This is a genomic window from Latilactobacillus sakei (assembly GCA_002953655.1).
Lineage (GTDB): Bacteria > Bacillota > Bacilli > Lactobacillales > Lactobacillaceae > Latilactobacillus > Latilactobacillus sakei_A.
The window spans coordinates 1,409,809-1,433,796 of record CP025839.1 but is presented as its reverse complement, the minus strand read 5'-3'; the positions used below and the strand labels follow the sequence as shown (position 1 = coordinate 1,433,796).

Genomic DNA, 23,988 nt, shown 5'->3' with positions numbered 1-23,988 from the left:
TTGATTGTTAAACCAATTACGAGGCTTTTTAATTAGTCGATATATTTAACGGCTGTCCCATAGGCCGCGACGGATTGCATGTCCGTCCCAATTGAACCAGAGTCAAAGCGCATCATCACAACAGCATCAGCCCCCATCTCAATGGCGTTTTGGCGCAAGCGGTCGATTGCGACGTCGCGCGATTCGGTCATCATTTCAGTATAGGCTCTAATTTCGCCACCAACCACGTTTTTAAGTGAGGCACCGATGTTTTTGAAAACATTCTTAGATTGGGTGGTGAGGCCGAAAACTTCACCAAGCACTTCATATTGTTTGCCCGGAATCGTTTCGGTCGTGGTGATTAAAATTTGATTAGTCATTATGAAAACTCCTTTTTTAAAAGATTAAAATTAGTAACAATGTAATCAGCGCTGGTAAGCCTTGTAAGAAAAAAATCTTTTTCGTTGCGGTAAAAGTGCCATAAAGGGCAACGATGAAGATGTATAACATTAATAATGCTAAGACGGTTTTTAAAGCGGCACCGGTCAATAAGCAATTGACGGCGATGATTAAGACACCAAGCATCCCATTATAAATCCCTTGGTTGGCAAGGGCGACTTTGGCGTTAGGTAATCGGACGAAATCCAGGGGCATATCGAAGGCCTTGGCCTTTGTTTGATCGTTGGCAAACATTTCGAGTCCCATAATGCCGAGATGTTCGATGGCGATTAAACTTGTTAAAATTGTAATGAATAAAGACATGATGAACCTCCTTAAGTTCTGTTTTCATTATAACAAATAAAGCAGTTCAAAACCGTCATTGGGGTTTGAACTGCTTTAATTTAGTTTAGCGATCAGCGTAACCGTTAGGATGGTTTAAATGCCAATTCCATGCGGTTTCAATAATAGCTTCCATATTATCATATTGGGGTGCCCAGCCGAGCGTTTCGCGGGCTTTGTCACTAGCGGCAATCAAGGTGCTTGGATCGCCGGCACGACGAGGGGCCATTTCAAGTGGAATCGCTTTGCCAGTTACTTTACGAGCGGCTTCAACGATTTCCATGTTTGAAAAACCAGTTGAAGACCCTAAGTTAAAGGCGTTACTGTCATGACCATCAGCGAGGTATTCAAAGGCCAAGATGTGGGCGTCTGCTAAATCTAAAACGTGCACGTAATCGCGGACGTTGGTACCATCTGGTGTATCGTAATCATCACCAAAGATTGATAATTGATCACGTTTGCCTGCAGCAACTTGTAAGACGATTGGTAAGAGATGGGTTTCAGGATGGTGATCTTCACCAATTGAACCATCTGGTTTAGCGCCAACCACATTGAAGTAACGTAAGGCGACAAACTTAATGCCGTAAGCTTTGTCAGCCCATTTCATCATGGTTTCCATCATTAATTTACTTTCGCCGTAAGGGTTGGTTGGTAATTGTGGATCAGATTCCTTGATCGGAATTGATTTAGGTTCGCCATAAGTAGCGGCAGTTGAAGAAAAGACGATGCGTTTAACATCGAATTCATTCATCACTTCTAATAAGGCGGTCATCCCATAAGTGTTGTTATCGAAGTATTTAAGTGGTGCTTGCATTGATTCAGGCACGATTGAAAAGGCGGCAAAATGAATGACGCCCGTCACGTCTTCTTGTTGGAAAACGGTCCGCATGAAGTCTTTATCGCGGATATCACCTTGATAAAAGCGGGCTTGTTGATTGATGGCGCCTTGATGACCCGTTACCAAACTATCGACAACAGCGACGTCATAGCCGCGTTGGATTAATTGATCAACGGTGTGGGAACCGATGTAACCGGCGCCCCCTAAAACTAGAATTGACATGGAATTTCCCCCTAAGTTGAGAATACAATTGTACTCTTAATAGTATAGCATCTATCGGATTAAACAAAAGGTGAAGTTAGGCGAAAAGTGTTAAATTTTGCTATAATGGGTTAGTTAATGACTGGGAAGTAGTGAGGGATTAATTTGGAAGCACAATATGAATGGCAATTAAAACCAGTACCAACTGAAGCTGAATTACAAACAATTATAAAAGATAATCCGCTACCTAAGGCTGCGGCGCAACTTTTGTGGCAACGCGGCTTGCGGGATGCAGAACAGATCAATAATTTTATGAATCCCAATGTCGGCCAACTTCATGATCCATACGCTTTGCATGATATGCAAAAGGCGATTGATCGGATTCAAGCAGCAATTGTGAATGGCGAAAAAATTACGATTTATGGCGATTATGACGCAGATGGGATTACCAGCACCACTTTAATGAAGGAAACTTTAGATGATTTAGGCGCCGCTGTTGAAGTCTATGTGCCTAATCGGTTTAAGGACGGTTATGGGCCTAATTTAGAAGCTTATAAACGCTTGATTGAAAATGGCACCCAATTAATTGTGACTGTTGATAACGGGGTGAGCGGCCTAGCACCAATCGCTTACGCGCAAGAACACGGTGTTGACGTGGTTGTGACCGATCATCATGAGTTACCAGCAGAATTACCCAATGCAGTGGCGATTGTGCATCCTAGACATCCAGAAGGACAATATCCGTTTGGTGAACTCTGTGGGGTCGGTGTGGCGTTTAAAGTGGCGACTGCTTTATTGGAAGAGATTCCTTATGATAAATTAGATTTAGCTGCAATCGGGACGGTTTGTGATATCGTCCCCTTAGTCGATGAAAACCGGACGTTGGTCAGTTTAGGTTTACAACAATTACAAAATACCGATCGACCAGGTTTGGTCGCATTATGTCAATCAGCCGGCTTAGAACAAGCAACCCTAGATGCCACTAATATTGGGTTTGGAATTGGCCCGCGTTTAAATGCGATTGGTCGGTTAGGGGATGCGACTCTTGGTGTGCAACTATTGACGACGCTCGATGACGAAGAAGCGGTCGAACAGGCCCAATTTATTGAACAACAAAATAAAAAACGCCAAGGCTTAGTCCAAGAAATTACGGCAACAGCGATGACAATCGCTGAAACACCGGAAAATCAAGCAAGTACCACTTTGGTCATTGCCCATGAAGGCTGGCACGAAGGGGTGCTAGGGATTGTGGCTAGTCACGTTGTTGAACAAACTGGTAAACCAACCTTAGTCTTGACGATTGACCCGGAAACTGGTTTAGCTAAAGGCTCTGGCCGTAGTGTGACAGCTTTCCATCTCTTTAAAGCGTTAGATGCGCATCGTGAATTATTGGTTCATTTTGGGGGCCATCACATGGCCGTTGGTTTGACTGCTAAGGTTGATCAATTAGCGATGATTCAAACTGCGATGAACGAGTATGCGCAAGTTAACCAGTTAGATTTAACGGGACGCCAACCATTATCAGTTGATTTAGCGCTGACGTTGGCCGATATTACGCCTGATTTATATCAAGCCTTACAACAATTGGCACCGTTTGGTAGCGATAATCCAGAACCGTTAATTGAACTTAGCGCGCCCCAGTTAGCTGATGTCAAACAAATTGGTGCTGATCAAAAGCACTTGAAGATGATGGCGGTCGATCAACAACAGCAATTAGCGGTCTTAGCTTTCAATAAGGGGGCTTTGATGCCTGATTTAACTGCTGCAGAAGATGTAAAACTGGTCGGAAGCTTGAGTGAGAATACTTGGCGCGGTCAAACGACATTGCAATTAATGGTAAAAGACCTTGCCACGAGCGGGCAAGTCATACTTGATCAGCGTAGCAATCGTCTGACAAAACAATTATTCCAAGCAACAGGCGACTACGTCTTTTTTAATGATAAAATGCGCGAGCAACTGCAAGCTTATTTACCAGCAGGGAGTCAAGCGTTGTTAGCGACTGATGAACAAGTCGCGACAAGCCAAGAACTGATTGTGGTCGATGAACCGGCTGATTTAACTGCTTTTGAACAATTCTATCAACAACAACAGGCGGCTAGATTAAGTCTGATTTTTTATGCTAAACACTCTGCTTATTTAGAAGGAATGCCGACAAAACAACAGTTTGCGACCTTCTTAGTCTACTTGCGGAAGCACCCAAACATTGAAAAAGCGCGGTTAGCTGAATTAGCCGCGTATTTAAAGTTACAATTACCGCTAATGATTTTCATGTTGCAGGTGTTTTTTGACCTCGGATTTGTTAGAATAGAACGTGGTCTGATTACGGCCGAGTTACAACCTGAAAAGCATGCACTGGAAAGTGCACCAAGTTATCAAAAACGATTAGCTAAAATTGAAATGGAAAAACAGCTTGTTTATTCAACCTTTACCGAGGTGAAAGACTGGCTAGCAACTCTCCCAGCAGTAGCAAATCGCTAAAAGAGTTAAGGAGCGAATTATATATGTCAATCAACTTTAAAGATTATGTCGCAAGTGTTCCGGATTTTCCGGAAGCTGGCGTTACTTTTCGTGATATCTCACCTTTGATGTCCGATGGTGGAGCATACGCAGCAGCAACGGATAAAATTGTTGAATACGCTAAGAACAAAGGCGTTGAAATGATCGTTGGCCCTGAAGCCCGGGGCTTTATCGTTGGCTGTCCAGTTGCTTACAAATTAGGTGTCGGTTTTGCACCTGCTCGTAAGAAGGGCAAGTTGCCACGCGAAACAGTTTCAGCTAGCTATGGTTTAGAATACGGTGAATCAACGTTGTATATGCACAAAGATGCTGTTAAACCAGGCCAAAAAGTCTTAGTGACAGATGACTTATTAGCAACCGGTGGCACAATTGCCGCAACAATCAAAATGGTTGAAGAACTAGGCGGGATCGTCGTGGGGACAGCCTTCTTCATCGAATTGAAGGACTTAAACGGCCGCGAAAAGATTAAGGACTATGATATTTTCAAATTAATGGAATATTAATCAAGAAGTGTGTCATCAACGGGTTGCTTTTGAGCATTTGCCTAATCAGGCGGATTACTGGCAAAGCGCAGAAAGCAGTTGGTGAAAGCACGTTAAAGAGAAACAGACAAAAAAAGAAGTTCGCCTAGGCGAACTTCTTTTTTATTACATGCGATCGCGGTAAAGGCCAACGACCTTCCCTAAAATGCTAACTTCATTTAAAATAATCGGTTCAAATGTATCGTTTTCTGGTTGGAGACGGTAATGATCTGCTTCTTTGAAGAATCGTTTGCAAGTTGCTTCATCTTCAGCAGTCATCGCAATGACAATATCGCCATTATCAGCAGTTGATTGTTTCCGAATGATAACCTCATCGCCATCTAAAATACCGGCATTAATCATACTCTCGCCACGAATCGTTAACATGAACAAATCCTGTTCGGTTTGCAAACTAGGTGGTAGTGGGAAGTAATCAGTTGCTTCTTCAACTGCCAAAATAGGGACACCAGCAGTAACCACCCCTAAGACTGGAATCTTTTGCGGTGTCGCCCCAATGGCCGTGAGACCAGCGGGCGTTAACTCGATCGCCCGTGGTTTAGTGGGATCCTTTTGTAATAAGCCCTTCTTCTCAAGTCGGGCTAAATGCCCATGGACAGTAGAAGTGGACGATAAATTAACGGCTTCGCAAATCTCGCGGACCGTGGGCGGGTAACCTTTGTCTTGAACACGTTCGTGAATAAAACGTAAGACCTCTAATTGTTTGGATTCAGTTTTAGTCATAAGCGCACCTCATTCGTTCTATTAAGCATATAGTAGCATATTTATAGTAGGATTTCAAACAAGTGTTCGTATTTTTTGACATTTTGAGCATTTTAGTCCAAAATAGGATAAAAGTTTAAATTTGGAGGCCGATGATGGCAATGGATCAAAAACGACTCGATCGTATTAATGAATTAGCACATAAAGCAAAAGCAGAGGGTTTAACACCTGAAGAAACAGCAGAACGTCAAGAATTGCGCGACGCTTATTTGAAGGATTTCCGTGCTAGTTTCCGCTCACAAGTTGAGATGTTACAAGTTTATGATAAAGATGGTAAGGAAGTCACACCTGAAAAAGTGAAGGACATTCAACGTGAAAAGGGTTTACGTGACGATTAATCTAGGAATTCCGCTTTCTTTTTAGGGCAATAATGTGTAGAATATTTAAGTGAACTGAATGAGGAAGGGGTGCATAAGATATGAATATCGGAATAGGCGTATTAATATTTGTCATTGGGGCATTATTAGGTGCAGTTGCTGGCTTTTTCGGCGCACGTGCTTACATGAAGAAATATTTCGAAGAAAATCCACCAGTTAATGAAGATATGTTGAAAGCTATGATGATGCAAATGGGGCAAAAACCATCTGAAAAGAAATTAAACCAGATGATGAGCTCAATGAAAGCACAACAAAAACGTAGCAAAAAATAAACATGACTTAATTAAAGAGGCGTTTCGTACAAAAACTTATTTTTGTATGGAACCCTCTTTTTATTGGAAGAGAAATAATTGTCCCACTGAACTAAGATTGCTATAATGAGGATTATCTAATTTTGAAGACGGAGATATTTTATGGGTATATTTAAGAAGTTAGGCTGGTATTTTAAACAAGAATATCGCCGCTATATATTAGGGGTTATTTTTTTAGTCTTAGTTGCGATTGTGCAGATTGTGCCACCAAAAGTGATTGGGACGTTAATCGATTTAATGGCCGCTCGAAAGTTAAAAGTGTCGGTCTTATTAATGTGGATTGGGGTCTTATTAGCAGCCGCGATTTTACAATATCTCTTTCGCTATGGTTGGCGGACTCGTATCTGGGGTGGCGCAGCCAAGTTAGAACGGACATTGCGGAGTCGTTTGTTCTGGCATTTTATGAAGATGGACACAACTTTCTTCCAAAAACACCGGACCGGTGATTTGATGGCCCATGCCACTAATGACTTAACCGCGATTCAACAAGTTGCGGGGGCTGGTATTTTAACGTTCGCGGATTCGATTATTACAGGTGGGACGACCATCATCGCGATGATTATTTTTGTTGATTGGCGGCTCACATTAATGGCCTTGATTCCGATGCCTTTATTGGCAGTGGCTTCAGGGCGCTTAGGCACGCATTTGCATACGGCTTTTAGAGAATCACAAGCAGCCTTTTCGAAGTTAAATGATAAGACGCAAGAGAGTGTTTCTGGGATTAAGGTTTTAAAAACGTTTGGTCAAGAAGAAGCGGATATCAACGATTTTGACCAAATTGTGACGAAGACAATTGCGATTAACAAGCGTGTTAACTTCATCGATGGGTTATTTGATCCAGCGATTAGTTTGATCATTGGGTTAACATACCTCGTCACGATTATCTATGGCGGAACGTTGGTCATGAACCACAGTATTACCATTGGCCAATTGATTGCTTTTATTAGTTATATCGCAGCTTTGGTTTGGCCAATGTTTGCGATTGGTCGTTTATTCAATGTGCTTGAACGTGGCAATGCTAGTTATGATCGGGTGGAATCATTATTAAAAGAAACTAGCACAATTATTGAAAAGCCAGATGCCATTCAAACGTTGGCAACTGGTGATATTGACTACGCGATTCAACAATTTGCTTATCCTGAAGAACAAACCCCAACTTTGACGGATGTACATTTCCAATTGCCACAAGGAAAGACATTAGGGATTGTGGGAAAGGTTGGTTCTGGTAAAAGTACTTTAATCAAGTTGCTATTACGGGAATATGATCAATATCAGGGCCAAATTAAAATTAACCAGCACGATATTCGGGATTACACATTAGATGCATTACTCGATAGTATTGGCTATGTACCACAGGACAACTTTTTATTTTCAACAGATGTTCGCGATAATATTCGGTTCGCGGATTTTGAAAAAGAACAAGCGGCCGTTGAAGCAGCGGCGAGCTCGGGTGCGGTTCATGAAGATATTTTAACGTTTGCACAGGGTTACGACACGGTCGTTGGCGAACGCGGCGTTTCCTTATCAGGTGGACAGAAACAGCGAATTGCTATTTCCCGGGCAATAATGACGGATCCTGAAATTTTAATTTTAGATGATTCATTATCTGCGGTCGATGCGAAGACGGAAGAAGCAATCTTAATGAATCTCAAGACGCTACGGGCAAATCAAACCACGATTATTACCGCTAATCGACTCAGTAGTGTGATGCATGCTGATGAGATTATCGTCATGGATGATGGAACGATTGCCGAACGTGGCACACATGATAGTTTATTAGCCCAACAAGGGTGGTATGCTGAGATGTGGGTTAAACAACAATTAAATCAAGCGATGGGGGGCCAATAGGATGGCACAAAAGTATCAATCTGAATGGTCACAAAAGATATCGACTAAAGAACAGTTTCAAATTATGAAACGCCTCTTTGGTTATACCAAGCGCTATAAGCGACAATTTATCGGCGCAATCATCGCAGCAGCGGGTTTAGCAACGATTAACATCTTGTTACCGCGTTTATTACAAGTTTTTATGGATCGTTACTTGACGAAACAAACGGCGACGACCCAGATTTTATTAGGGGTCGCTGGGTTATACGCCTTAGGGGTTATTTTGAAAGCTATCACCCAGTTTGCCCAATCTTTTCTTTTTGGAATGGGATCTGAACGTGCGATGGAAGATGTCCGCCGTGATCTTTTCCGTCAGTTGCATCGTTTAGGGATGCGTTATTTTGACCAAACACCGGCGGGGTCAATTGTTTCCCGCGTCACCAATGATACGATGACGTTAATTGATTATTGGAATGTATTCCTGTCATTATTAGTGGGCTCATTTTCAATTATCTCGGCGTTCATCGCAATGTGGTTATTATCGCCGAAGGTTGCACTAGCAACAGCTGGGTTCTTGCCAATCCTATTAGTCATTATTTGGTATTACAGCAGTTATAGTGCCAAGGTTTATCGCCATATGCGTGAAAAGTTGAGTCAATTGAACACTAAGTTGAACGAATCGATTGAAGGGATTACGATTATTCAACAGTTCCGCCAAGAAAAACGACTCACAGCTGAATTTGAAACGGTTAATGAAGATTATCTTAAAACAAGAGAAGCGATGATTCGGACTAATTCCTTATTATTGGCACCGGTCGTTAACTTGTTGTATACGTTGGCATTAGTGGTTGTTTTAAGTTTATTTGGAATTACAGCGTTGCATAGTTTTGTTGCGGCTGGGTTGGTTTATGCTTTTACCACGTACGTTAGCAACTTTTTCAATCCGATGACCAATATGATGGATTCATTATCCTCATTACAAGATGGGATGGTTGCGGGTCGTCGTATTTTTAGAATTCTGGATCAAACGGAATTTGCACCAGCCCAAGATGCCGATGCGGCTAGTCAAATTACCGATGGTCGTGTTGAATTCAAACACGTGTCGTTCTCGTATGATGGTAAGCATGAAATTCTTCATGATATTTCGTTTGTCGTTGAACCAGGCCAAACGGTTGCGCTAGTGGGGCATACCGGTTCTGGTAAAAGCTCGATTATCAACGTCATGATGCGTTTTTATGAATTTTACGAAGGGGAAATTTTAATTGACGGTCAAGATATTCGCAGTTTTCAAACAGCAGAATTACGCCGTAAAATGGGCTTAGTTTTACAAGATGCCTTCATGTTTTATGGGGACATTGCTTCTAATATTCGCTTGTTTAACGATGAAATCACGGATGAACAGATTCAAGCTGCCGCTGAATTTGTTCAAGCGGATGAATTTATTAAGGAACTACCTGGCCAATACCACGCACGAGTGATTGAAGGCGGCGCCCAATTTTCGAGTGGTCAACGCCAGTTACTTTCATTTGCTAGAACGTTAGTGACCAATCCGAAGATTCTGGTCTTGGATGAAGCGACTGCCAACATTGATACCGAAACAGAATCAGTGATTCAAACCGGCCTTGCTCGTTTGCGACAGGGGCGGACGAGTATTGCAATTGCCCATCGTTTATCAACGATTCGCGACGCAGAATTAATTCTCGTCTTGGATCAAGGTCAAATTGTCGAACGGGGCAATCATGATAGCTTAGTGGCCCAAAAAGGCCGCTATTATGAAATGTATCAATTACAAAATGGACAGAGTGGGCTATAAGTCGGTTATATCCTGAGGATTAACGAAGAGTGGCCAATGATGGCTGTAAGCCATCGTTTGACATTCGGCGTTAACCGCAAGGATATGACTTATAGCACACGTTTAGTACATTTCGGAATAAACGGGAGGATTTTTAGAGATGAAAAAGAAACGCTGGCTGAAATGGTCTTTAATAAGCGTTATTATTTTGATTGTGATCGGTATCTTTGGCGCAACGCTGTATATGTATCAATATGCTTTCGTACCAGGTCAAAAATCATTCTTGAATAATGGTCACCCTAGCAAATTTTATCGCGATAATCAGAAATGGTTGGCAAGAGCCGATAAAGTGAAGTGGTATCAAAAGTCAGCGACCGATGATCTTAAGTTAGACGCGATTTACGTGCCAGCTGCTAAAAAGACGAATAAAACAGTCGTTGTCGCGCATGGTTATATGGGCTACAAAGAAGATATGGCGCGTTATATCCATCTCTATCATGACTTGGGATACAACGTATTGGCACCTGATGACCGTGGTTCCGGTGAATCGGAAGGCAATTATATCGGTTATGGTTGGCCAGATCGCTTAGATTATGTTAAATGGATCAAACAAGTGATTGCTAAAAATGGTCAGGACAGCCAAATTGCACTCTTCGGGGTCAGCATGGGTGGTGCCACCGTGATGTACACTGCTGGCGAAAAGTTGCCCAAACAGGTTAAAGCAGTGATTGAAGACTGTGGGTATAGCAGTATCTCAGGTGAGTTGGCTTATCAACTCAACGATTTGTTTGGCTTACCGAAGTTCCCGCTATTTTATACGACTAACTTGATGGCGCGGGTCCGTGCTGGGTATAACTTTAGTGAAGGGGATGCGACTAAGAGTCTCGCTAAGTCGAAATTACCAATCATGTTGATTCATGGCGCTCAAGATAAATTCGTACCAACCAAGATGGTTTACGAAAATTACAAAGCTGCTAATGCGCCTAAGCAATTATGGGTTGTTCCAGATGCAGGTCATGGGGAAGCATTAGCCAAGCAACCAACTGCTTATCGCAACAAGGTTGCAAAGTTTTTGAATCAGTATTGGGAAAAATAGAGTCTTAAAAAGACGCGCACCAACGATGAGCTTCCTCGTTGGTGCGCGTCTTTTTTGTGTTATTTGTGATCGTCAATCTCATATTTAAAATCCGGATTGATGTCGTGATCGATTTGATCAAAAGCGGCTTGCATTTGATCACCAATCATTGTCAGATTTTCGTCGTTTAATTTAAGTTTAGGGTCAACTGGAATCGGTTCGCCGAAACGAATCGTAATCTTTTTACGTTTTAAGACGTCTGAAAACTTCAAGGGGCCTTGATAAACGGCAGGCACTAATGGGACCCGTGCCATTTTAGCAATGACCACTGCACCACCTTTTAATTCGCTTGAATAACGGCTACCAGTGGGAAACATGATTAAAGATAAGTCCTTTGAACGTAGGGCTTTAACCGGTGTTTTAATCGCTGAGGGGCCGGGATTTTGACGGTTAACAGGAAACGCATTGGCGTGTTTCAAGATAAAACGTAAGATTGGATTTTTGAATAATTCTTCTTTAGCCATAAACGTAAACTTACGCGGGCTTGCAGCAAGTGCGAAGAAGATGGGATCCCACCAAGTCCGATGGGGACCAACTAGAACGTAGGTGCCCTCTGGTAAAGCTGATTTGTTTTCAACGTTGATTCGGCCATTAAGTAACCAGGCAAGAATCCGCACGATGAAGCGGGCAAATGAGAAAAACATAATTTTAATTCCTTTCAAAAAACCTTTTTTAAGGCGATTTAACGAACTACCTAGCTATTATACCAAATAACGCTGGTCTTTGTTATAATATGGGCTAAATACAAGTGGGGTTGAAAGTAGCATGTTAAAAGCAGACGAAAGAATTGATCAGTTATTCCGATTAGATATTCAAATTATTCAAAGTCCAGCCGTCTTTTCCTATTCAATGGATGCGGTCTTGTTAGCTGATTTTGCGCAATTGCCAAAGCGGGGCCTGATTGTTGATTTATGTGCTGGTAATGGGGCAGTGGGTTTATTTATGAGCCCCAAAACAAACGGCCAAATCGTAGGGGTCGAATTACAACCACGTTTGGCAGATATGGCACAACGCTCAATTGAATTGAACGATTTGACGGAACAGTTGCGTGTTTTGAATATGGATTTGAAAGATGTGACAACCGTTATTAAAAAAGATAGCGTCGATATTGTGACCTGTAATCCACCGTACTTTAAGGTGGCGCCCAATAGTCAAAAGAATCCGAATGAACACCTAGCTCTAGCGCGCCACGAAATTGCGACGGATTTAAGAACCGTGGTCCAAACGATGAGTGGTTTGTTGAAGATGAATGGTAAAGGCTACCTCGTGCACCGTCCAGAACGCTTCTTAGAAATCTGTGATGAATTGCGGGCAGCGCGCATGGAACCTAAACGCGTCCGGTTTGTTTATCCTAAAGCCGGTAAAGAAGCCAGCATGGTATTGATCGAAGCGGTCAAAGATGGTAAAAAAGGAGGCTTGCGAATGCTTCCGGAACTTACAATCTATGATGAAAATAGCGATTATACCCCAGAAATGCGCACGAAGTTATTCATGGCAGAAGATGACTGAGAAAGCTTATTATTTTTACGTATTAGTCTGTGCGGATCGTAGTTTTTATGGGGGCTTTACGACGAACGTCACAAAACGCGTTGCCACACATAATGCTGGTAAAGGGGCGAAGTACACGAAACTGCGGCGTCCGGTACGCTTGTTGTATTACGAAACATTTGCGGACAAATCATCCGCTTTGAAAGCCGAATACGCCTTTAAACATCAGAGCCGTTTAAAAAAGGAACAGTATTTAATCGCACATGGGATTGAAAGCAGCCAATTTTAAACGGGATTACAGGTTGACTCTAGCGGATATCTTTAGTATACTTTTAAACGGTATTTCATTACCAAAAAATAATTCACACTGGTTGATTTCTAGAGAGGTGCTTGGCGACAAGTTCTCTAAAAAAGTGAAACCAGTGGTCGAATAAAACCATATGGAGGTCTGTTGACATGGCTGTATTGTCAATGAAACAATTATTAGAAGCGGGTGTTCACTTCGGTCACCAAACACGTCGTTGGAACCCAAAAATGAAGAAATTTATCTTTACTGAAAGAAATGGTATCTACATCATCGACTTGCAAAAGACAGTTCGCATGGTTGACGATGCTTATGACTTCGTTAAAGAAGAAGCTGCTAACGAAGGTGTATTCTTATTCGTTGGTACTAAGAAACAAGCACAAGATGCAATTGCTGAAGAATCAGTACGTGCAGGCCAATACTTTGTAAATCACCGTTGGTTAGGTGGTACATTAACTAACTGGGATACAATCCAAAAACGTATCAAACGTCTTAAAGAAATCAAAGCAATGGACGAAGATGGTACTTTCGAACGTCTACCTAAGAAAGAAGTTGCCTTGTTGAAGAAACAACAAGAAAAACTTGAAAAATTCTTAGGCGGTATCGAAGACATGCCACGCATCCCAGATGTAATGTTTGTTGTTGATCCTCGTAAAGAACGGATTGCTATCAAGGAAGCACAAAAATTAAATATCCCAGTCGTTGCTATGGTTGATACTAACTCAGATCCAGATGATATTGATGTTATTATCCCATCAAACGATGACGCTATCCGCGCTGTTCGTTTAATCACAGCTAAAATGGCTGATGCTATCATCGAAGGCCGTCAAGGTGAAGATGATGTTGAAGAAGCTACATTTGCTGCAGAAAACAAATCAGCAGACTCAATGGAAGAAATCGTTGAAGCAGTTGAAGGCGACAACGATACTAACACTGACGCTAAATAGTAGATTCAAATAAGCTGTCTTAGAGGTTTCGCAAATACTGCCTGACTTGTGGGACAGCTTTTTTTAAACCAATCATATTTAATATAAATTGTCGGAGGTACGAATTATGGCTGAAATTAAAGCTGCTCAAGTAATGGAATTACGTAAGAAAACTGGCGTTGGGATCATGGACGCTAAAAAAGCCCTAGTTGCTAGTGATGGTAACGTTGAAGAAGCAATCGATGCTTTACGTGAAAAAGGGATGGCAAAGGCTGCTAAGAAGAGCGACCGGATTGCTGCTGAAGGTTTAGCTGGTATTGCTATTGATGGCAACACGGCTGCAATCGTTGAAGTGAACTCAGAAACTGACTTCGTTGCTTCAAACGATCAATTCAAAGCTTTATTGAAAGATATTGCTGAAACAATTGCTAAAAACAAACCAGCTGACATGGCTGCTGCTGAAGAATTACCTATGGGCGAAGGCACAATTGCTAGCTCAGTAATCAACTTAACAGCTGTTATCGGCGAAAAGATCAGCTTCCGTCGTTTCGAATTAGTTGAAAAAGCGGATGGCGATCACTTCGGTTCATACTTACACAATGGTGGCCAAATCGCTTCATTAGTTACTTTAGAAGGTGCTGATGATGAAGCAGCTCATGACGTTGCTATGCACGTTTCAGCTGTTAACCCACAATACGTTTCTCGCGAAGATGTTCCTGCAGAAACATTGGATCACGAACGTGAAGTATTAACTGAAGAAACAAAGAACGAAGGCAAGCCAGAAAACATCATTCCTAAGATTGTTGAAGGCCGTGTTAACAAGTTCTTGTCAGAAATCAGCTTGAACGACCAAGCATTCATCAAAGACTCAGACCAAACTGTTGCACAATTTGTTGCATCAAAAAATGGTAGTGTTAAAGGCTTCGTTCGTTTCACTGTTGGTGAAGGTATCGAGAAAAAAGAAAATAACTTTGTTGATGAAGTTATGGGTCAAATCAAATAAGCATATTTGCTTCAAAAAGGGAACGCAATTTGCGCTCCTTTTTTTTGCAGTTTTACGATAATTCAGAATCGCATACCCAAATGCCTAGTTAAATATGGTAAAATGGGCCTAGTAATCAACGGAGGGATATTAAATATGACAAATACAAAATATAAGCGAATTGTCTTAAAAGTAAGTGGCGAGGCATTAGCCGGCGAACAAGGCTTCGGGATCAATCCTGAAATCGTTAAAGTGGTCGCCAACGAAATTAAATCAGTTCATGATTTAGGTGTTCAAATCGCCATCGTCTGTGGTGGTGGTAACATCTGGCGCGGCGTGACTGGCGAACAAATGGGCATGGAACGTGCACAAGCTGATTACATGGGTATGATGGCGACTGTCATGAATGCTTTGGCATTACAAGACAATTTGGAAAGTATTGGTGTCCCAACGCGTGTTCAAACATCAATTGAAATGCGTCAAATCGCTGAACCTTACATCCGTCGGAAGGCTGTCCGTCATTTAGAAAAAGGCCGCGTGGTCATTTTTGCTGGTGGGACCGGTAACCCTTACTTCTCAACAGATACCACAGCTGCATTACGGGCTGCTGAAATTGATGCAGACGTTATCTTGATGGCTAAAAACAACGTTGATGGTGTTTACTCTGCAGATCCTAACACAGATCCTAGCGCTGTTAAGTTCGATACTTTAACCCACTTAGATATTATCAACAAAGGTTTACAAGTGATGGATTCAACTGCAAGTACTTTATCAATGGATAATGATATTCCATTGGTGGTCTTCAACTTGAACGAACCAGACAACATTAAAAAGGTTGTTGAAGGTGCCAATATTGGTACAACGATTGAAGGAGAGGAATAAAAAATGGCAAATCCAATTTTAGAACAAGCTAAAGAAAACATGGAAAAAGCAGAAGCTTCATTGCGCCGGACACTTGGTCAAATCCGGGCCGGTCGCGCTAATGCAAGCTTGGTTAACCGGGTCAACGTCGAATATTACGGGGCAATGACACCTCTTAACCAAATTGCTGCAATCACAATCCCTGAAGCCCGGGTATTATTAATCACACCTTACGATAAAGGTGCACTTGAAGATATCGAAAAAGCTCTTTACACAGCTGATATCGGTATCTCACCAGCTAACGATGGTTCAGTAATCCGTTTAGTAATCCCTCAATTAACGGGCGAACGTCGTAAGGAAATCGCTAAAGAAGTTGGTAAAGAAGCTGAATTAGCTAAAGTTGTTGTGCGTAATGCTCGTCGTGACGCAATGGATAACTTGAAAAAGGCTGAAAAAGCTAGCGAAATTAGTGAAGATGAAATGCATGATTTGGAAGAACAAGTCCAAAACTTAACGAACGAAGCAACGAAGAAAATCGATGCTATTTCTAAAGAAAAAGAAAAAGAAATTACTGAAGGTTAATCTGACGGTCATTAAAAAAGCGTTGAGACAAATTTTGTCTCAACGCTTTTTTTGAACTAATGAATAATCTTACTTTTGGCTGCTTCTTTATGGAGTTTTTCAAAGAAAGGACTAATCCGATCTTTTAAGAAGAGGCCGATGAAGAAGAAGACAATGGCATAGATCGCTAGAATGATGAAGTTATGCCAGAGATTTGGTGCGTAGATGCCGCCGGTTGGTTCTCGTAGCAAGTTAACGCCGTAAGTAAATGGTAATAACGGGTTAATGAATTGGAAGAACTTATCGGATAAGACAACCGGGAAGTTCCCACCCCCACCAGAAATAGAGAGCACGAGGATAATCATCGCCAAGCCTTTTCCGACGTTACCAAACATCGCGGCCAAGACATAAACAATCGTCATAAAGACCATGCTGAGGAAGATGGCCAATAACAAGAGTGGAAGCGGGCTAACGATGTAGGCCTTAATCAGGAAGATATTTCCAAGTGCAACAAAGACCGCTTGGGCGACCCCGATGACAATATAGGTTAGCCAACGAGCGATGAATTGTTGTTTCTTACTGTAACGTTCTTTTTGCTTATCGTCTAACGAGAAGTTCGTGAGGACGATGTTACTGAGCAAGAGGGCCCCCACCCAAAGACAAAGGGCGGTATAGAACGGTGCACTTGCTGAGCCGTAAGTTTTAATGGGATAGATATGTTTCTCTTGTAATTTAACCGGTTCGGCTAAGAAGTTACTTTCCTTAGTGGCGTCACGACGGAGTAGTTTGATCAAGTCTTTTAAATCAACCGTCTTTTGTTGTTTACGGATGGCTTCCGCACCTTTTTGAATCCCACTTCTCAAGAATGGCCAGTCATTATGAATTAAATCAGTGGCATCATTTAATGCTTTTTCAAGGAGTGGGAATTTAGCGTTGGCCATTGCTAGCGTGGTTGTTAAATCATTTTCGATACCGGGTAAGTCGTTATTGATGAAGCCGGTGGCCAGTTGCAATTTATTTTTCAACGTTGGGTAATCATTTTGATAGAGATCAGAAGCAGTGTTCAAACCACCAACAATCGTACCCATATTGCCATTTAAGAGGGTATTCGCATCGTGAATCTCTTGTTTTAAGGCTGGAATTTGCTTTTGGTATTTTTCGAGATAATCGATAGCTGTTTTTAACGTCTTTTGTGTATTGGTTAGTAGAGACGGTAATTTCGGTAGCACAGCGGTGTTGATTTGATTTAAAACCGCATCGCCTTGCGTAATCATTGTTTCGAACTTAGCAAGCACATTCTTAACATTTGCGCCGATACCGGCATTTTGCACTTGGCTCACCGTATTTTGAACTTGCTTAGCAAAAGCGATAATTGGTGTCAGTTGCTTTTGAATATCAGTTAGAGAAAGATCGTCGTAATGGGCGAGCACGTTATCAATCTTGGTTTTTAATTGACCAAGATGAGTTGCAGCGGCGTTAAGCTTTTGAATCGGTTCATCTAGGAGATGTGATTCAGGCTTACCCGCTGCGACAGCTGATTCGTTATAAGCATCTTGTAAACTTTGCAAGGTATTGGCCAACTGTGTGTTATTAGCCTGTAAAGTTGCGGTATGAGCTGATAATTGTTCGAGGTTGGTCTTTAAGGCGGCTTTTAATTCCTGATTATCAGGATCGTTTTTAGCTTGTTCTAATAATTGGTTAATAGCATTTAAGTCGTTATCGATATTCTTCGCTAATTGATCAGTAATCGTTAAGCCTTGATCAACAGCACTTTGAATGACAGGTAAGGTCGTTTTAAGTTTTGGAATCAGGTCGTTTTTAACCTGACTAGAAACTTGTTGCGCGGATTTACCAAAGGTGATGATCTCTGGGAGGACGGTTTGAGTCTTATTAAGAACGGTCAAACCAGTTTTAGCTTCGGAAATACCATTGGTTAAGGTATTGGCGATCCCATCAAAGTCACTATCGAGGGTGGCGACTTGTTTACCAGCGTTTTGAATTTCAGGAATTTTACCTTGGACTTTGACGGCCAGGGCGCCTGCTGATTCAACTTCTGGGAGGTACTGATTAACGCCAACGACTTTCTTAGCCATTTTATTCGCTTCTGGTAAGAAGTTTACGAAGTCGTTGGCTTGTGTTAATTTAGCCTGCATCTCAGGGATTTTCTTTTGGAGGGTAACGATTTGATCTGTATATTGGTTAATTTCCGGAATCTGTTGATCTGTTTTAAGAATCATACTTGAGAAACGGTTAATAACGGGCAGATTTTCATCGAGTTTAAACCCAGCCTTATTGAGAGAAGACATGAGGGTTTTAGTAACCGTCTGGACAAATTCGTCCGAGATGGTTGATTGAAGCGTTGTGGCGCCCGCACTAGTAATTTTAGGGGCAATCGCGTTAATCTTGTCATTAGATGAATAAACAATCGTTGGCTTTTGAATTTTGCCGTCGACAAAGCTGATTAAATCCTTAGAGAAGTTCTTGGGAACGTAAATACCAGCATAATATTTACCAGTTTTAACGCCTTCGTCTAATTGCTTTTTACTGCTTGTAAACTGCCAACCAAGTTTATCGTTTTTTTTCAATTGGTCGATTAATTCATCGCCGATTGCGACTTTCTTTTTAGCAACGGTCACACTTTGGTCCGCCGAGTAGACAGCAACCTTCAAATCCTGCGTTTTGCTATAAGGATCCCACAAAGCCCAGATATTAAACCATGCGTAGAGGGATGGAATAATAATGAGGGCCAGGATTAGCATAAATGCGATTGGACTTTTGATAATTCGGCGCCAATCCAAGCGGAAGAGTTCGAATGTCTTTTTCATAGAGGACTCCTTTGAAAATAAAAGTTATCTGACTAGTTTAGCATATTTAATAGGATACTTGGAGCTTATCGTGATGATTTGAAAAAATATTTAATATTATTTTAAATAGTCACTCCTATCAATTTTTGGTACAATCAGTGTTGAGTAACTAAACTGGAGGAGTCATTTTGTTTACAAATAAAAAAGAAACAGCAAAAATTCAACTTGATCCGGAAAATATCCCGCACCATGTTGCGATTATTATGGATGGCAATGGGCGCTGGGCTAACAAACGGTTAATGCCGAGAGTGGCAGGCCATAAAGCCGGGATGGAAAACGTGAAGACGATTACCCAAGCTGCTAGTCGGATGGGCGTTAAGGTCCTGACGTTATACGCTTTTTCAACGGAAAATTGGAAGCGTCCCAGTGATGAAGTCAATTTCTTGATGCAGTTGCCCGTGGATTTCTTCGGCACGTTCATGCCAGAATTAATTGCAGAAAACGTACGCGTGAAAGTGATGGGTAACATCCATGCCTTACCTGAAAAAACGCAAAAAGCAGCGCAAGATGCGATGGCTGATACGGCACAAAATACGGGGATGATTTTAAATTTCGCCTTGAACTACGGTGGTCGCGATGAAATTCAACAGGCCGTTCAACAGATTGCTAAAGATGCCGTAAGTGGTACAATTGAGGCTGATTCAATCGATGATGACTTGATTAGCCGGTATTTAATGACAGGGTTCTTAGGGGCGGATGCTGATCCAGAATTATTGATTCGCACCAGTGGTGAAGAACGCATCTCGAACTTTTTACTTTGGCAAATTGCTTATAGTGAATTAGTCTTCGTGGATGAATTCTGGCCAGATTTTACACCGCAAGTTTTTGAAAAATCAATTTTTACTTATCAACAACGTCACCGGCGCTTTGGCGGTTTAAAATAGACGTTTACTTATTAGGAGGCAGTTCAGTTTATGAAACAACGAGTCATTACAGCGGTTGTTGCGTTAATTATCTTTATCCCGATTTTAATTAGTGGGGGGATTTTCATTGATATCGCCGCAGCCGTATTAGCATTAGTCGCATTATCAGAAGTCTTTATTATGCGCAAACGGATCATCGTTTCACCAGATGCAATGGTGGCCGGTTTAGCCGTATTAAGTTTGGCATTACCAGCGGGGGCATTTGATTGGTTGCCAGATGGCGTTTCACAATTTGATTTATTCTATCTATTCGTTGCAATCTTATTAGCGATTACGGTCTTCACGAAAAATCGTGTGAACTTCGATGATATGGGTGTCACAACGTTAGCCAGCCTTTATATCGGACTTGGCTTTCACTATTTAGCCGGGGCTCGTAACTTAGGTGGTTTTGATACAGTGATGTACATCTTATTGGTCATCTGGATGACAGATATTGGTGCTTATATGTTTGGTCGTGCATTTGGTAAAAACAAAATGTGGCCAGCAATCAGCCCCAATAAAACATGGGAAGGCTCAATTGGCGGGACTTTATTAGCCGTTGCTGTGGCAGCAGTTTACTTATACTTCTTCCCACAAATCTACTCATTGCCAATCATGTTAGGCTTAACCTTAATTTTCTCAATCTGTGGTCAATTAGGGGACTTAGTTGAATCAGCTTACAAACGCTACTATGGCGTTAAAGATTCAGGTAAAATCCTACCAGGTCACGGCGGTATTTTAGATCGCTTCGACAGTATGTTGTTTGTACTACCATTACTACATTTGTTTGGCATCATCTAGCATGAATGACCGTTTTTAAAGCTATCATTCAAATCAGAGTGTTTTTCCATCCGTTCATTATCACCAACTCGATCCTCTGCAATCGAGCTGTGAAAAGGGGCGCATGCAAAAGCACTCTTTTTTCTTTTCATTTCGTGATATAATAAGACAGTTCACTATAAAATCAGAATCTGAATGACGGTATTGAAAAAGGAGGTCGGATACATTGGCTGCAATTATTGCGTTTATCATCATCTTTGGTATTTTAGTAGTCGTTCATGAATTTGGGCATTTCTACATGGCAAAGCGCTCGGGCATTTTGGTGCGTGAGTTTTCTGTCGGCATGGGGCCTAAATTATTTGCAACTCGCAAAAACGGCACAACTTACACCATCCGGTGGTTACCATTAGGTGGTTACGTTCGAATGGCGGGAATGGCCGACGATGAATCTGAAATTGAAGCGGGCACACAAGCGACTTTAATTTTGGACGAACAAGGACGCGTTCAACAGATTAATACCAGTGACAAGGTCACCACGTTAAACGGGGTACCTTTCCAAATTGCTAAAACAGATTTACAAAAGGAATTGTGGGTTGAAGGTTACGAAGGCGGCGACGAATCAGAAATGAAACGTTATCCCGTCTTACATGAGGCGACGATTATCGAAGCGGACGGAACGGAAGTGCAAATCGCACCCGTGGATGTCCAATTCCAATCAGCAACATTGCTTAATCGGATGTTAACGAACTTTGCCGGACCATTTAACAACTTCATCCTCGCAATTTTAGCCTTTATCCTCTTCGCTTTTCTAAGCGGGGGTGTGCCACAGCAATCCAATCAAATTGGCACGGTACAAAAGAATTCAGCTGCGCAAAAGGCGGGCCTCAAAGCCAACGATCGCCTCTTGAAGGTTGATAACAAAAAAGTAGCGAGCTTCACTGACTTTAGTGCAATTATTTCAGAACACCCTAACGAAACTGTTACGGTGCGCGTTCAACGGGGCGCAGCTGAAAAGACAATCAAGGTGACTCCCAAGGCTGTCAAAGTGGCTAACCAAAAAGAAAAGGTTGGTCAAGTGGGGGTCACACAAAAAGTCAAAATTGATCATAGTTTAAAAGCCAAGGTTTCATATGGCTTTACGCAAACTTGGTCAATTGCCAGTCAGATTTTCAAGATCCTCGGGTCATTTTTAACCGGTGGGTTCTCACTAGATAAATTATCGGGGCCGGTCGGCATGTATTCAATGACGACCCAATTTACCCAACAAGGCTTTAATGCGTTAGTTTATTTCTTAGCGTTCTTATCACTTAATTTGGGGATTATGAATCTAATTCCGATTCCGGCGTTAGATGGTGGTAAGTTAGTCTTGAACATTATTGAAGCGATTCGTCGCAAACCAATTTCACCTGAAAAAGAAGGCATCGTGACATTAATCGGTGTCGGTATTATGGTGTTATTAATGGTCTTAGTCACGTGGAATGATATACAACGATTTTTCTTTTAGAATATTTTTGGAGGCGTAACAATTTATGAAACAATCAAAATTATTTATCCCAACCCTCAAGGAAGTGCCTAATTCGGCTGAAGCTAAAAGTCACCGAATGATGCTTCGTGCGGGTTACATTCACCAAGTCTCAGCTGGTGTTTATAGCTACTTACCTTTGGCTTATCGCGTATTGGAAAACATCCAAGCGATTATCAAAGATGAAATGAGCAAGATTGACGCAGTACAAATGCAAATGCCTGGTATTCTACCAGCTGAATTATGGCAAGAATCTGGCCGTTATGAAACATACGGTGCCAACTTATTCAAATTCAAAGATCGTCATTCACGAGACTTTATCCTCGGACCAACACATGAAGAAACCTTTGCTGATTTAGTGCGGAATAACATTAAATCATACAAGAAATTACCATTAACGTTATATCAAATCCAAACGAAGTACCGTGACGAAGATCGTCCCCGTTATGGTTTACTCCGTGGCCGTGAATTCATCATGCAAGATGCTTATTCATTTTCTGCTAATGAAGCCGATTTGGATACGACTTTCCAACAAATGCGCCAAGCTTACACGAACATTTTCGAACGTTGCGGTTTAGATTTCCGCGCAATCGTTGGGGATGCCGGCGCTATGGGTGGTAAGGATTCAATGGAATTTTCTGCGATTGCTGAAATCGGGGAAGATACAATTGTTTATTCTGATCAAAGCGACTACGCTGCTAACTTAGAAATGGCAACCGGGGTTCGTCCTGGTCAAAGTTCAACCGACGTTCAATTAGAAATGGCAAAAGTCGCAACTGGCGACGCCCATTCTATCGAAGAAGTAGCAGCACGCTTAGAAGTACCCGCGCAAAAAATTATTAAGAGTGTCCTTTTCATTGCTGATGAAAAACCAGTCTTAGTGCTGGTACGTGGTGACTATGAAGTCAACGATGTTAAGTTGAAGAACTTCTTAGATGCTGACTTCTTAGACCTCGCAACGGCTGAACAAGTTCAAGCAACGATGAACGCGCCAATGGGGTCAATCGGACCTGTTAATGCACCAGAAGACGTTCAAATCGTGGCTGATTACAGTGTTGAAGCACTTGTTAACGCCGTAGTAGGTGCTAACGAAGCTGATCATCACTTCCTCAACGTCAACAGCAAGCGCGATTTCAACGTTGCAGATTATGCTGACTTACGTTTTGTCCAAGAAGGCGAAACCGCCCCAGACGGTGAAGGTAAATTACAATTCACTAAAGGAATCGAAATTGGTCACATCTTCAAATTAGGAACCCGTTACACTGAACAATTCGGAGCAACCTTCTTAGATGAAAACGGTCGTGCTAAACCAATCATCATGGGTTCATACGGGATTGGTGTTAGTCGTTTATTATCAGCAATCACAGAACAACAAGCCGACGAAAACGGTTTGGTTTGGCCAAGTGCCATCGCACCATACGACTTACACGTTGTCCCAGTGAACGTTAAGGATGATGCACAAGTTGAATTGGCGGAACAAATTGAAGGCTTGTTAGAAGAAGCTGGTTATTCAGTTTTAGTCGACGATCGTAAAGAACGCGCTGGCGTTAAGTTTGCCGATAGCGATTTGATTGGTTTACCAATCCGAATTACAGTTGGTAAGAAAGCTGCCGAAGAAATCGTCGAAGTTAAATTACGTAAAACAGGCGAAACATTAGAAGTGAAGAAGGATGAATTAATCAATTCCCTCAGCATTTTGTTAGCCTCAGAAAAATAAAGATGAACTGACATTAGTCGAGC

The 23,988-nt window shown here is 41.9% G+C and carries 23 protein-coding genes; 17 read left to right on the top strand and 6 right to left on the bottom strand.

From position 1 onward, the window contains the following. Window positions 1–32: 32 nt before the first annotated feature. The 3 genes from C0213_07100 to galE form a co-directional block, all read right to left on the bottom strand. Entirely contained in the window at window positions 33–359 is a 327-nt protein-coding gene (locus tag C0213_07100) for a hypothetical protein (protein ID AUX12194.1), read from the bottom strand. 16 nt (window positions 360–375) lie between these two features. Then, entirely contained in the window at window positions 376–741 is a 366-nt protein-coding gene (locus tag C0213_07095; protein AUX12193.1) for a DUF1304 domain-containing protein, read from the bottom strand. 85 nt (window positions 742–826) lie between these two features. Continuing rightward, the gene (galE, locus tag C0213_07090; protein AUX12192.1) at window positions 827–1,819 is read right to left on the bottom strand and encodes a UDP-glucose 4-epimerase GalE; all 993 of its coding nucleotides are present in this window, start codon (window positions 1,817–1,819) and stop codon (window positions 827–829) included. Window positions 1,820–1,963: 144 nt separating this feature from the next. On the opposite strand from galE, the gene recJ reads away from it, so the two are divergent. Both recJ and C0213_07080 read left to right on the top strand, forming a co-directional pair. Continuing rightward, on the top strand, window positions 1,964–4,276 hold the full coding sequence (gene recJ, locus C0213_07085; GenBank protein AUX12191.1) for a single-stranded-DNA-specific exonuclease RecJ: 2,313 nt from the start codon (window positions 1,964–1,966) through the stop codon (window positions 4,274–4,276). Window positions 4,277–4,299: 23 nt separating this feature from the next. Further along, complete coding sequence (locus C0213_07080; protein ID AUX12190.1) at window positions 4,300–4,818, top strand: adenine phosphoribosyltransferase; 519 nt, start codon at window positions 4,300–4,302, stop codon at window positions 4,816–4,818. A 144-nt stretch (window positions 4,819–4,962) separates the two neighbouring features. Here the strand turns inward: C0213_07080 and C0213_07075 are convergent, their stop codons facing one another. Further along, window positions 4,963–5,577: a LexA repressor gene (locus C0213_07075; protein AUX12189.1), complete on the bottom strand. Its 615-nt coding sequence runs from the start codon at window positions 5,575–5,577 to the stop codon at window positions 4,963–4,965. A 134-nt stretch (window positions 5,578–5,711) separates the two neighbouring features. On the opposite strand from C0213_07075, the gene C0213_07070 reads away from it, so the two are divergent. The 5 genes from C0213_07070 (at window position 5,712) to C0213_07050 (ending at window position 11,019) form a co-directional block, all read left to right on the top strand. Continuing rightward, on the top strand, window positions 5,712–5,954 hold the full coding sequence (locus tag C0213_07070) for a DUF896 family protein (protein AUX12188.1): 243 nt from the start codon (window positions 5,712–5,714) through the stop codon (window positions 5,952–5,954). A gap of 80 nt (window positions 5,955–6,034) precedes the next feature. After that, window positions 6,035–6,265, top strand: coding sequence for a hypothetical protein (locus C0213_07065; protein AUX12187.1), 231 nt, complete (start codon window positions 6,035–6,037; stop codon window positions 6,263–6,265). A 141-nt stretch (window positions 6,266–6,406) separates the two neighbouring features. Further along, window positions 6,407–8,152, top strand: coding sequence for a multidrug ABC transporter permease/ATP-binding protein (locus tag C0213_07060; protein ID AUX12186.1), 1,746 nt, complete (start codon window positions 6,407–6,409; stop codon window positions 8,150–8,152). A 1-nt stretch (window position 8,153) separates the two neighbouring features. After that, window positions 8,154–9,944 (top strand): multidrug ABC transporter ATP-binding protein, encoded by a 1,791-nt coding sequence (locus tag C0213_07055; GenBank protein AUX12185.1) that lies wholly within the window; start codon window positions 8,154–8,156, stop codon window positions 9,942–9,944. Between the two features lie 139 nt (window positions 9,945–10,083). Beyond that, window positions 10,084–11,019 (top strand): alpha/beta hydrolase, encoded by a 936-nt coding sequence (locus C0213_07050; protein AUX12184.1) that lies wholly within the window; start codon window positions 10,084–10,086, stop codon window positions 11,017–11,019. 59 nt (window positions 11,020–11,078) lie between these two features. Here the strand turns inward: C0213_07050 and C0213_07045 are convergent, their stop codons facing one another. Then, window positions 11,079–11,702, bottom strand: coding sequence for a 1-acyl-sn-glycerol-3-phosphate acyltransferase (locus C0213_07045; GenBank protein AUX12183.1), 624 nt, complete (start codon window positions 11,700–11,702; stop codon window positions 11,079–11,081). A gap of 121 nt (window positions 11,703–11,823) precedes the next feature. Here C0213_07045 and C0213_07040 point away from each other — a divergent pair, with 121 nt between their 5' ends. From C0213_07040 to C0213_07015, 6 genes are all read left to right on the top strand, one after another. Beyond that, entirely contained in the window at window positions 11,824–12,567 is a 744-nt protein-coding gene (locus C0213_07040) for an SAM-dependent methyltransferase (protein ID AUX12182.1), read from the top strand. Then, window positions 12,560–12,835 (top strand): hypothetical protein, encoded by a 276-nt coding sequence (locus C0213_07035; protein AUX12181.1) that lies wholly within the window; start codon window positions 12,560–12,562, stop codon window positions 12,833–12,835. The genes C0213_07040 and C0213_07035 overlap by 8 nt, the downstream gene beginning before the upstream one ends. Before the next feature lie 167 nt (window positions 12,836–13,002). Continuing rightward, entirely contained in the window at window positions 13,003–13,797 is a 795-nt protein-coding gene (rpsB, locus tag C0213_07030) for a 30S ribosomal protein S2 (protein AUX12180.1), read from the top strand. Window positions 13,798–13,903: 106 nt separating this feature from the next. After that, on the top strand, window positions 13,904–14,779 hold the full coding sequence (locus C0213_07025; protein AUX12179.1) for an elongation factor Ts: 876 nt from the start codon (window positions 13,904–13,906) through the stop codon (window positions 14,777–14,779). Window positions 14,780–14,914: 135 nt separating this feature from the next. Then, window positions 14,915–15,640, top strand: coding sequence for a UMP kinase (locus tag C0213_07020; protein ID AUX12178.1), 726 nt, complete (start codon window positions 14,915–14,917; stop codon window positions 15,638–15,640). A gap of 3 nt (window positions 15,641–15,643) precedes the next feature. After that, the gene (locus C0213_07015) at window positions 15,644–16,201 is read left to right on the top strand and encodes a ribosome-recycling factor (GenBank protein ID AUX12177.1); all 558 of its coding nucleotides are present in this window, start codon (window positions 15,644–15,646) and stop codon (window positions 16,199–16,201) included. A 56-nt stretch (window positions 16,202–16,257) separates the two neighbouring features. On the opposite strand, the gene C0213_07010 is transcribed toward C0213_07015, so the two are convergent. After that, window positions 16,258–19,005, bottom strand: coding sequence for a phage infection protein (locus C0213_07010; protein AUX12176.1), 2,748 nt, complete (start codon window positions 19,003–19,005; stop codon window positions 16,258–16,260). A gap of 167 nt (window positions 19,006–19,172) precedes the next feature. Here C0213_07010 and C0213_07005 point away from each other — a divergent pair, with 167 nt between their 5' ends. From C0213_07005 to C0213_06990, 4 genes are all read left to right on the top strand, one after another. Continuing rightward, complete coding sequence (locus C0213_07005; GenBank protein AUX12175.1) at window positions 19,173–19,928, top strand: isoprenyl transferase; 756 nt, start codon at window positions 19,173–19,175, stop codon at window positions 19,926–19,928. Window positions 19,929–19,958: 30 nt separating this feature from the next. Further along, window positions 19,959–20,747 (top strand): phosphatidate cytidylyltransferase, encoded by a 789-nt coding sequence (locus C0213_07000; GenBank protein ID AUX12174.1) that lies wholly within the window; start codon window positions 19,959–19,961, stop codon window positions 20,745–20,747. Window positions 20,748–20,952: 205 nt separating this feature from the next. Beyond that, window positions 20,953–22,230, top strand: a complete 1,278-nt coding sequence (gene rseP, locus C0213_06995; GenBank protein AUX12173.1) for an RIP metalloprotease RseP — start codon at window positions 20,953–20,955, stop codon at window positions 22,228–22,230. Window positions 22,231–22,255: 25 nt separating this feature from the next. Continuing rightward, window positions 22,256–23,965 (top strand): proline--tRNA ligase, encoded by a 1,710-nt coding sequence (locus C0213_06990; GenBank protein ID AUX12172.1) that lies wholly within the window; start codon window positions 22,256–22,258, stop codon window positions 23,963–23,965. Window positions 23,966–23,988 lie beyond the last annotated feature (23 nt).

Coding starts and splice junctions, on each gene's coding strand:
- C0213_07100 (AUX12194.1), bottom strand. CDS start 359: ATGACTAATCAAATTTTAATCACCACGACCGAAACGATTCCGGGCAAA.
- C0213_07095 (AUX12193.1), bottom strand. CDS start 741: ATGTCTTTATTCATTACAATTTTAACAAGTTTAATCGCCATCGAACAT.
- galE (AUX12192.1), bottom strand. CDS start 1,819: ATGTCAATTCTAGTTTTAGGGGGCGCCGGTTACATCGGTTCCCACACC.
- C0213_07080 (AUX12190.1), top strand. CDS start 4,300: ATGTCAATCAACTTTAAAGATTATGTCGCAAGTGTTCCGGATTTTCCG.
- C0213_07075 (AUX12189.1), bottom strand. CDS start 5,577: ATGACTAAAACTGAATCCAAACAATTAGAGGTCTTACGTTTTATTCAC.
- C0213_07070 (AUX12188.1), top strand. CDS start 5,712: ATGGCAATGGATCAAAAACGACTCGATCGTATTAATGAATTAGCACAT.
- C0213_07065 (AUX12187.1), top strand. CDS start 6,035: ATGAATATCGGAATAGGCGTATTAATATTTGTCATTGGGGCATTATTA.
- C0213_07060 (AUX12186.1), top strand. CDS start 6,407: ATGGGTATATTTAAGAAGTTAGGCTGGTATTTTAAACAAGAATATCGC.
- C0213_07055 (AUX12185.1), top strand. CDS start 8,154: ATGGCACAAAAGTATCAATCTGAATGGTCACAAAAGATATCGACTAAA.
- C0213_07050 (AUX12184.1), top strand. CDS start 10,084: ATGAAAAAGAAACGCTGGCTGAAATGGTCTTTAATAAGCGTTATTATT.
- C0213_07045 (AUX12183.1), bottom strand. CDS start 11,702: ATGTTTTTCTCATTTGCCCGCTTCATCGTGCGGATTCTTGCCTGGTTA.
- C0213_07040 (AUX12182.1), top strand. CDS start 11,824: ATGTTAAAAGCAGACGAAAGAATTGATCAGTTATTCCGATTAGATATT.
- C0213_07035 (AUX12181.1), top strand. CDS start 12,560: ATGACTGAGAAAGCTTATTATTTTTACGTATTAGTCTGTGCGGATCGT.
- rpsB (AUX12180.1), top strand. CDS start 13,003: ATGGCTGTATTGTCAATGAAACAATTATTAGAAGCGGGTGTTCACTTC.
- C0213_07025 (AUX12179.1), top strand. CDS start 13,904: ATGGCTGAAATTAAAGCTGCTCAAGTAATGGAATTACGTAAGAAAACT.
- C0213_07020 (AUX12178.1), top strand. CDS start 14,915: ATGACAAATACAAAATATAAGCGAATTGTCTTAAAAGTAAGTGGCGAG.
- C0213_07015 (AUX12177.1), top strand. CDS start 15,644: ATGGCAAATCCAATTTTAGAACAAGCTAAAGAAAACATGGAAAAAGCA.
- C0213_07010 (AUX12176.1), bottom strand. CDS start 19,005: ATGAAAAAGACATTCGAACTCTTCCGCTTGGATTGGCGCCGAATTATC.
- C0213_07000 (AUX12174.1), top strand. CDS start 19,959: ATGAAACAACGAGTCATTACAGCGGTTGTTGCGTTAATTATCTTTATC.
- C0213_06990 (AUX12172.1), top strand. CDS start 22,256: ATGAAACAATCAAAATTATTTATCCCAACCCTCAAGGAAGTGCCTAAT.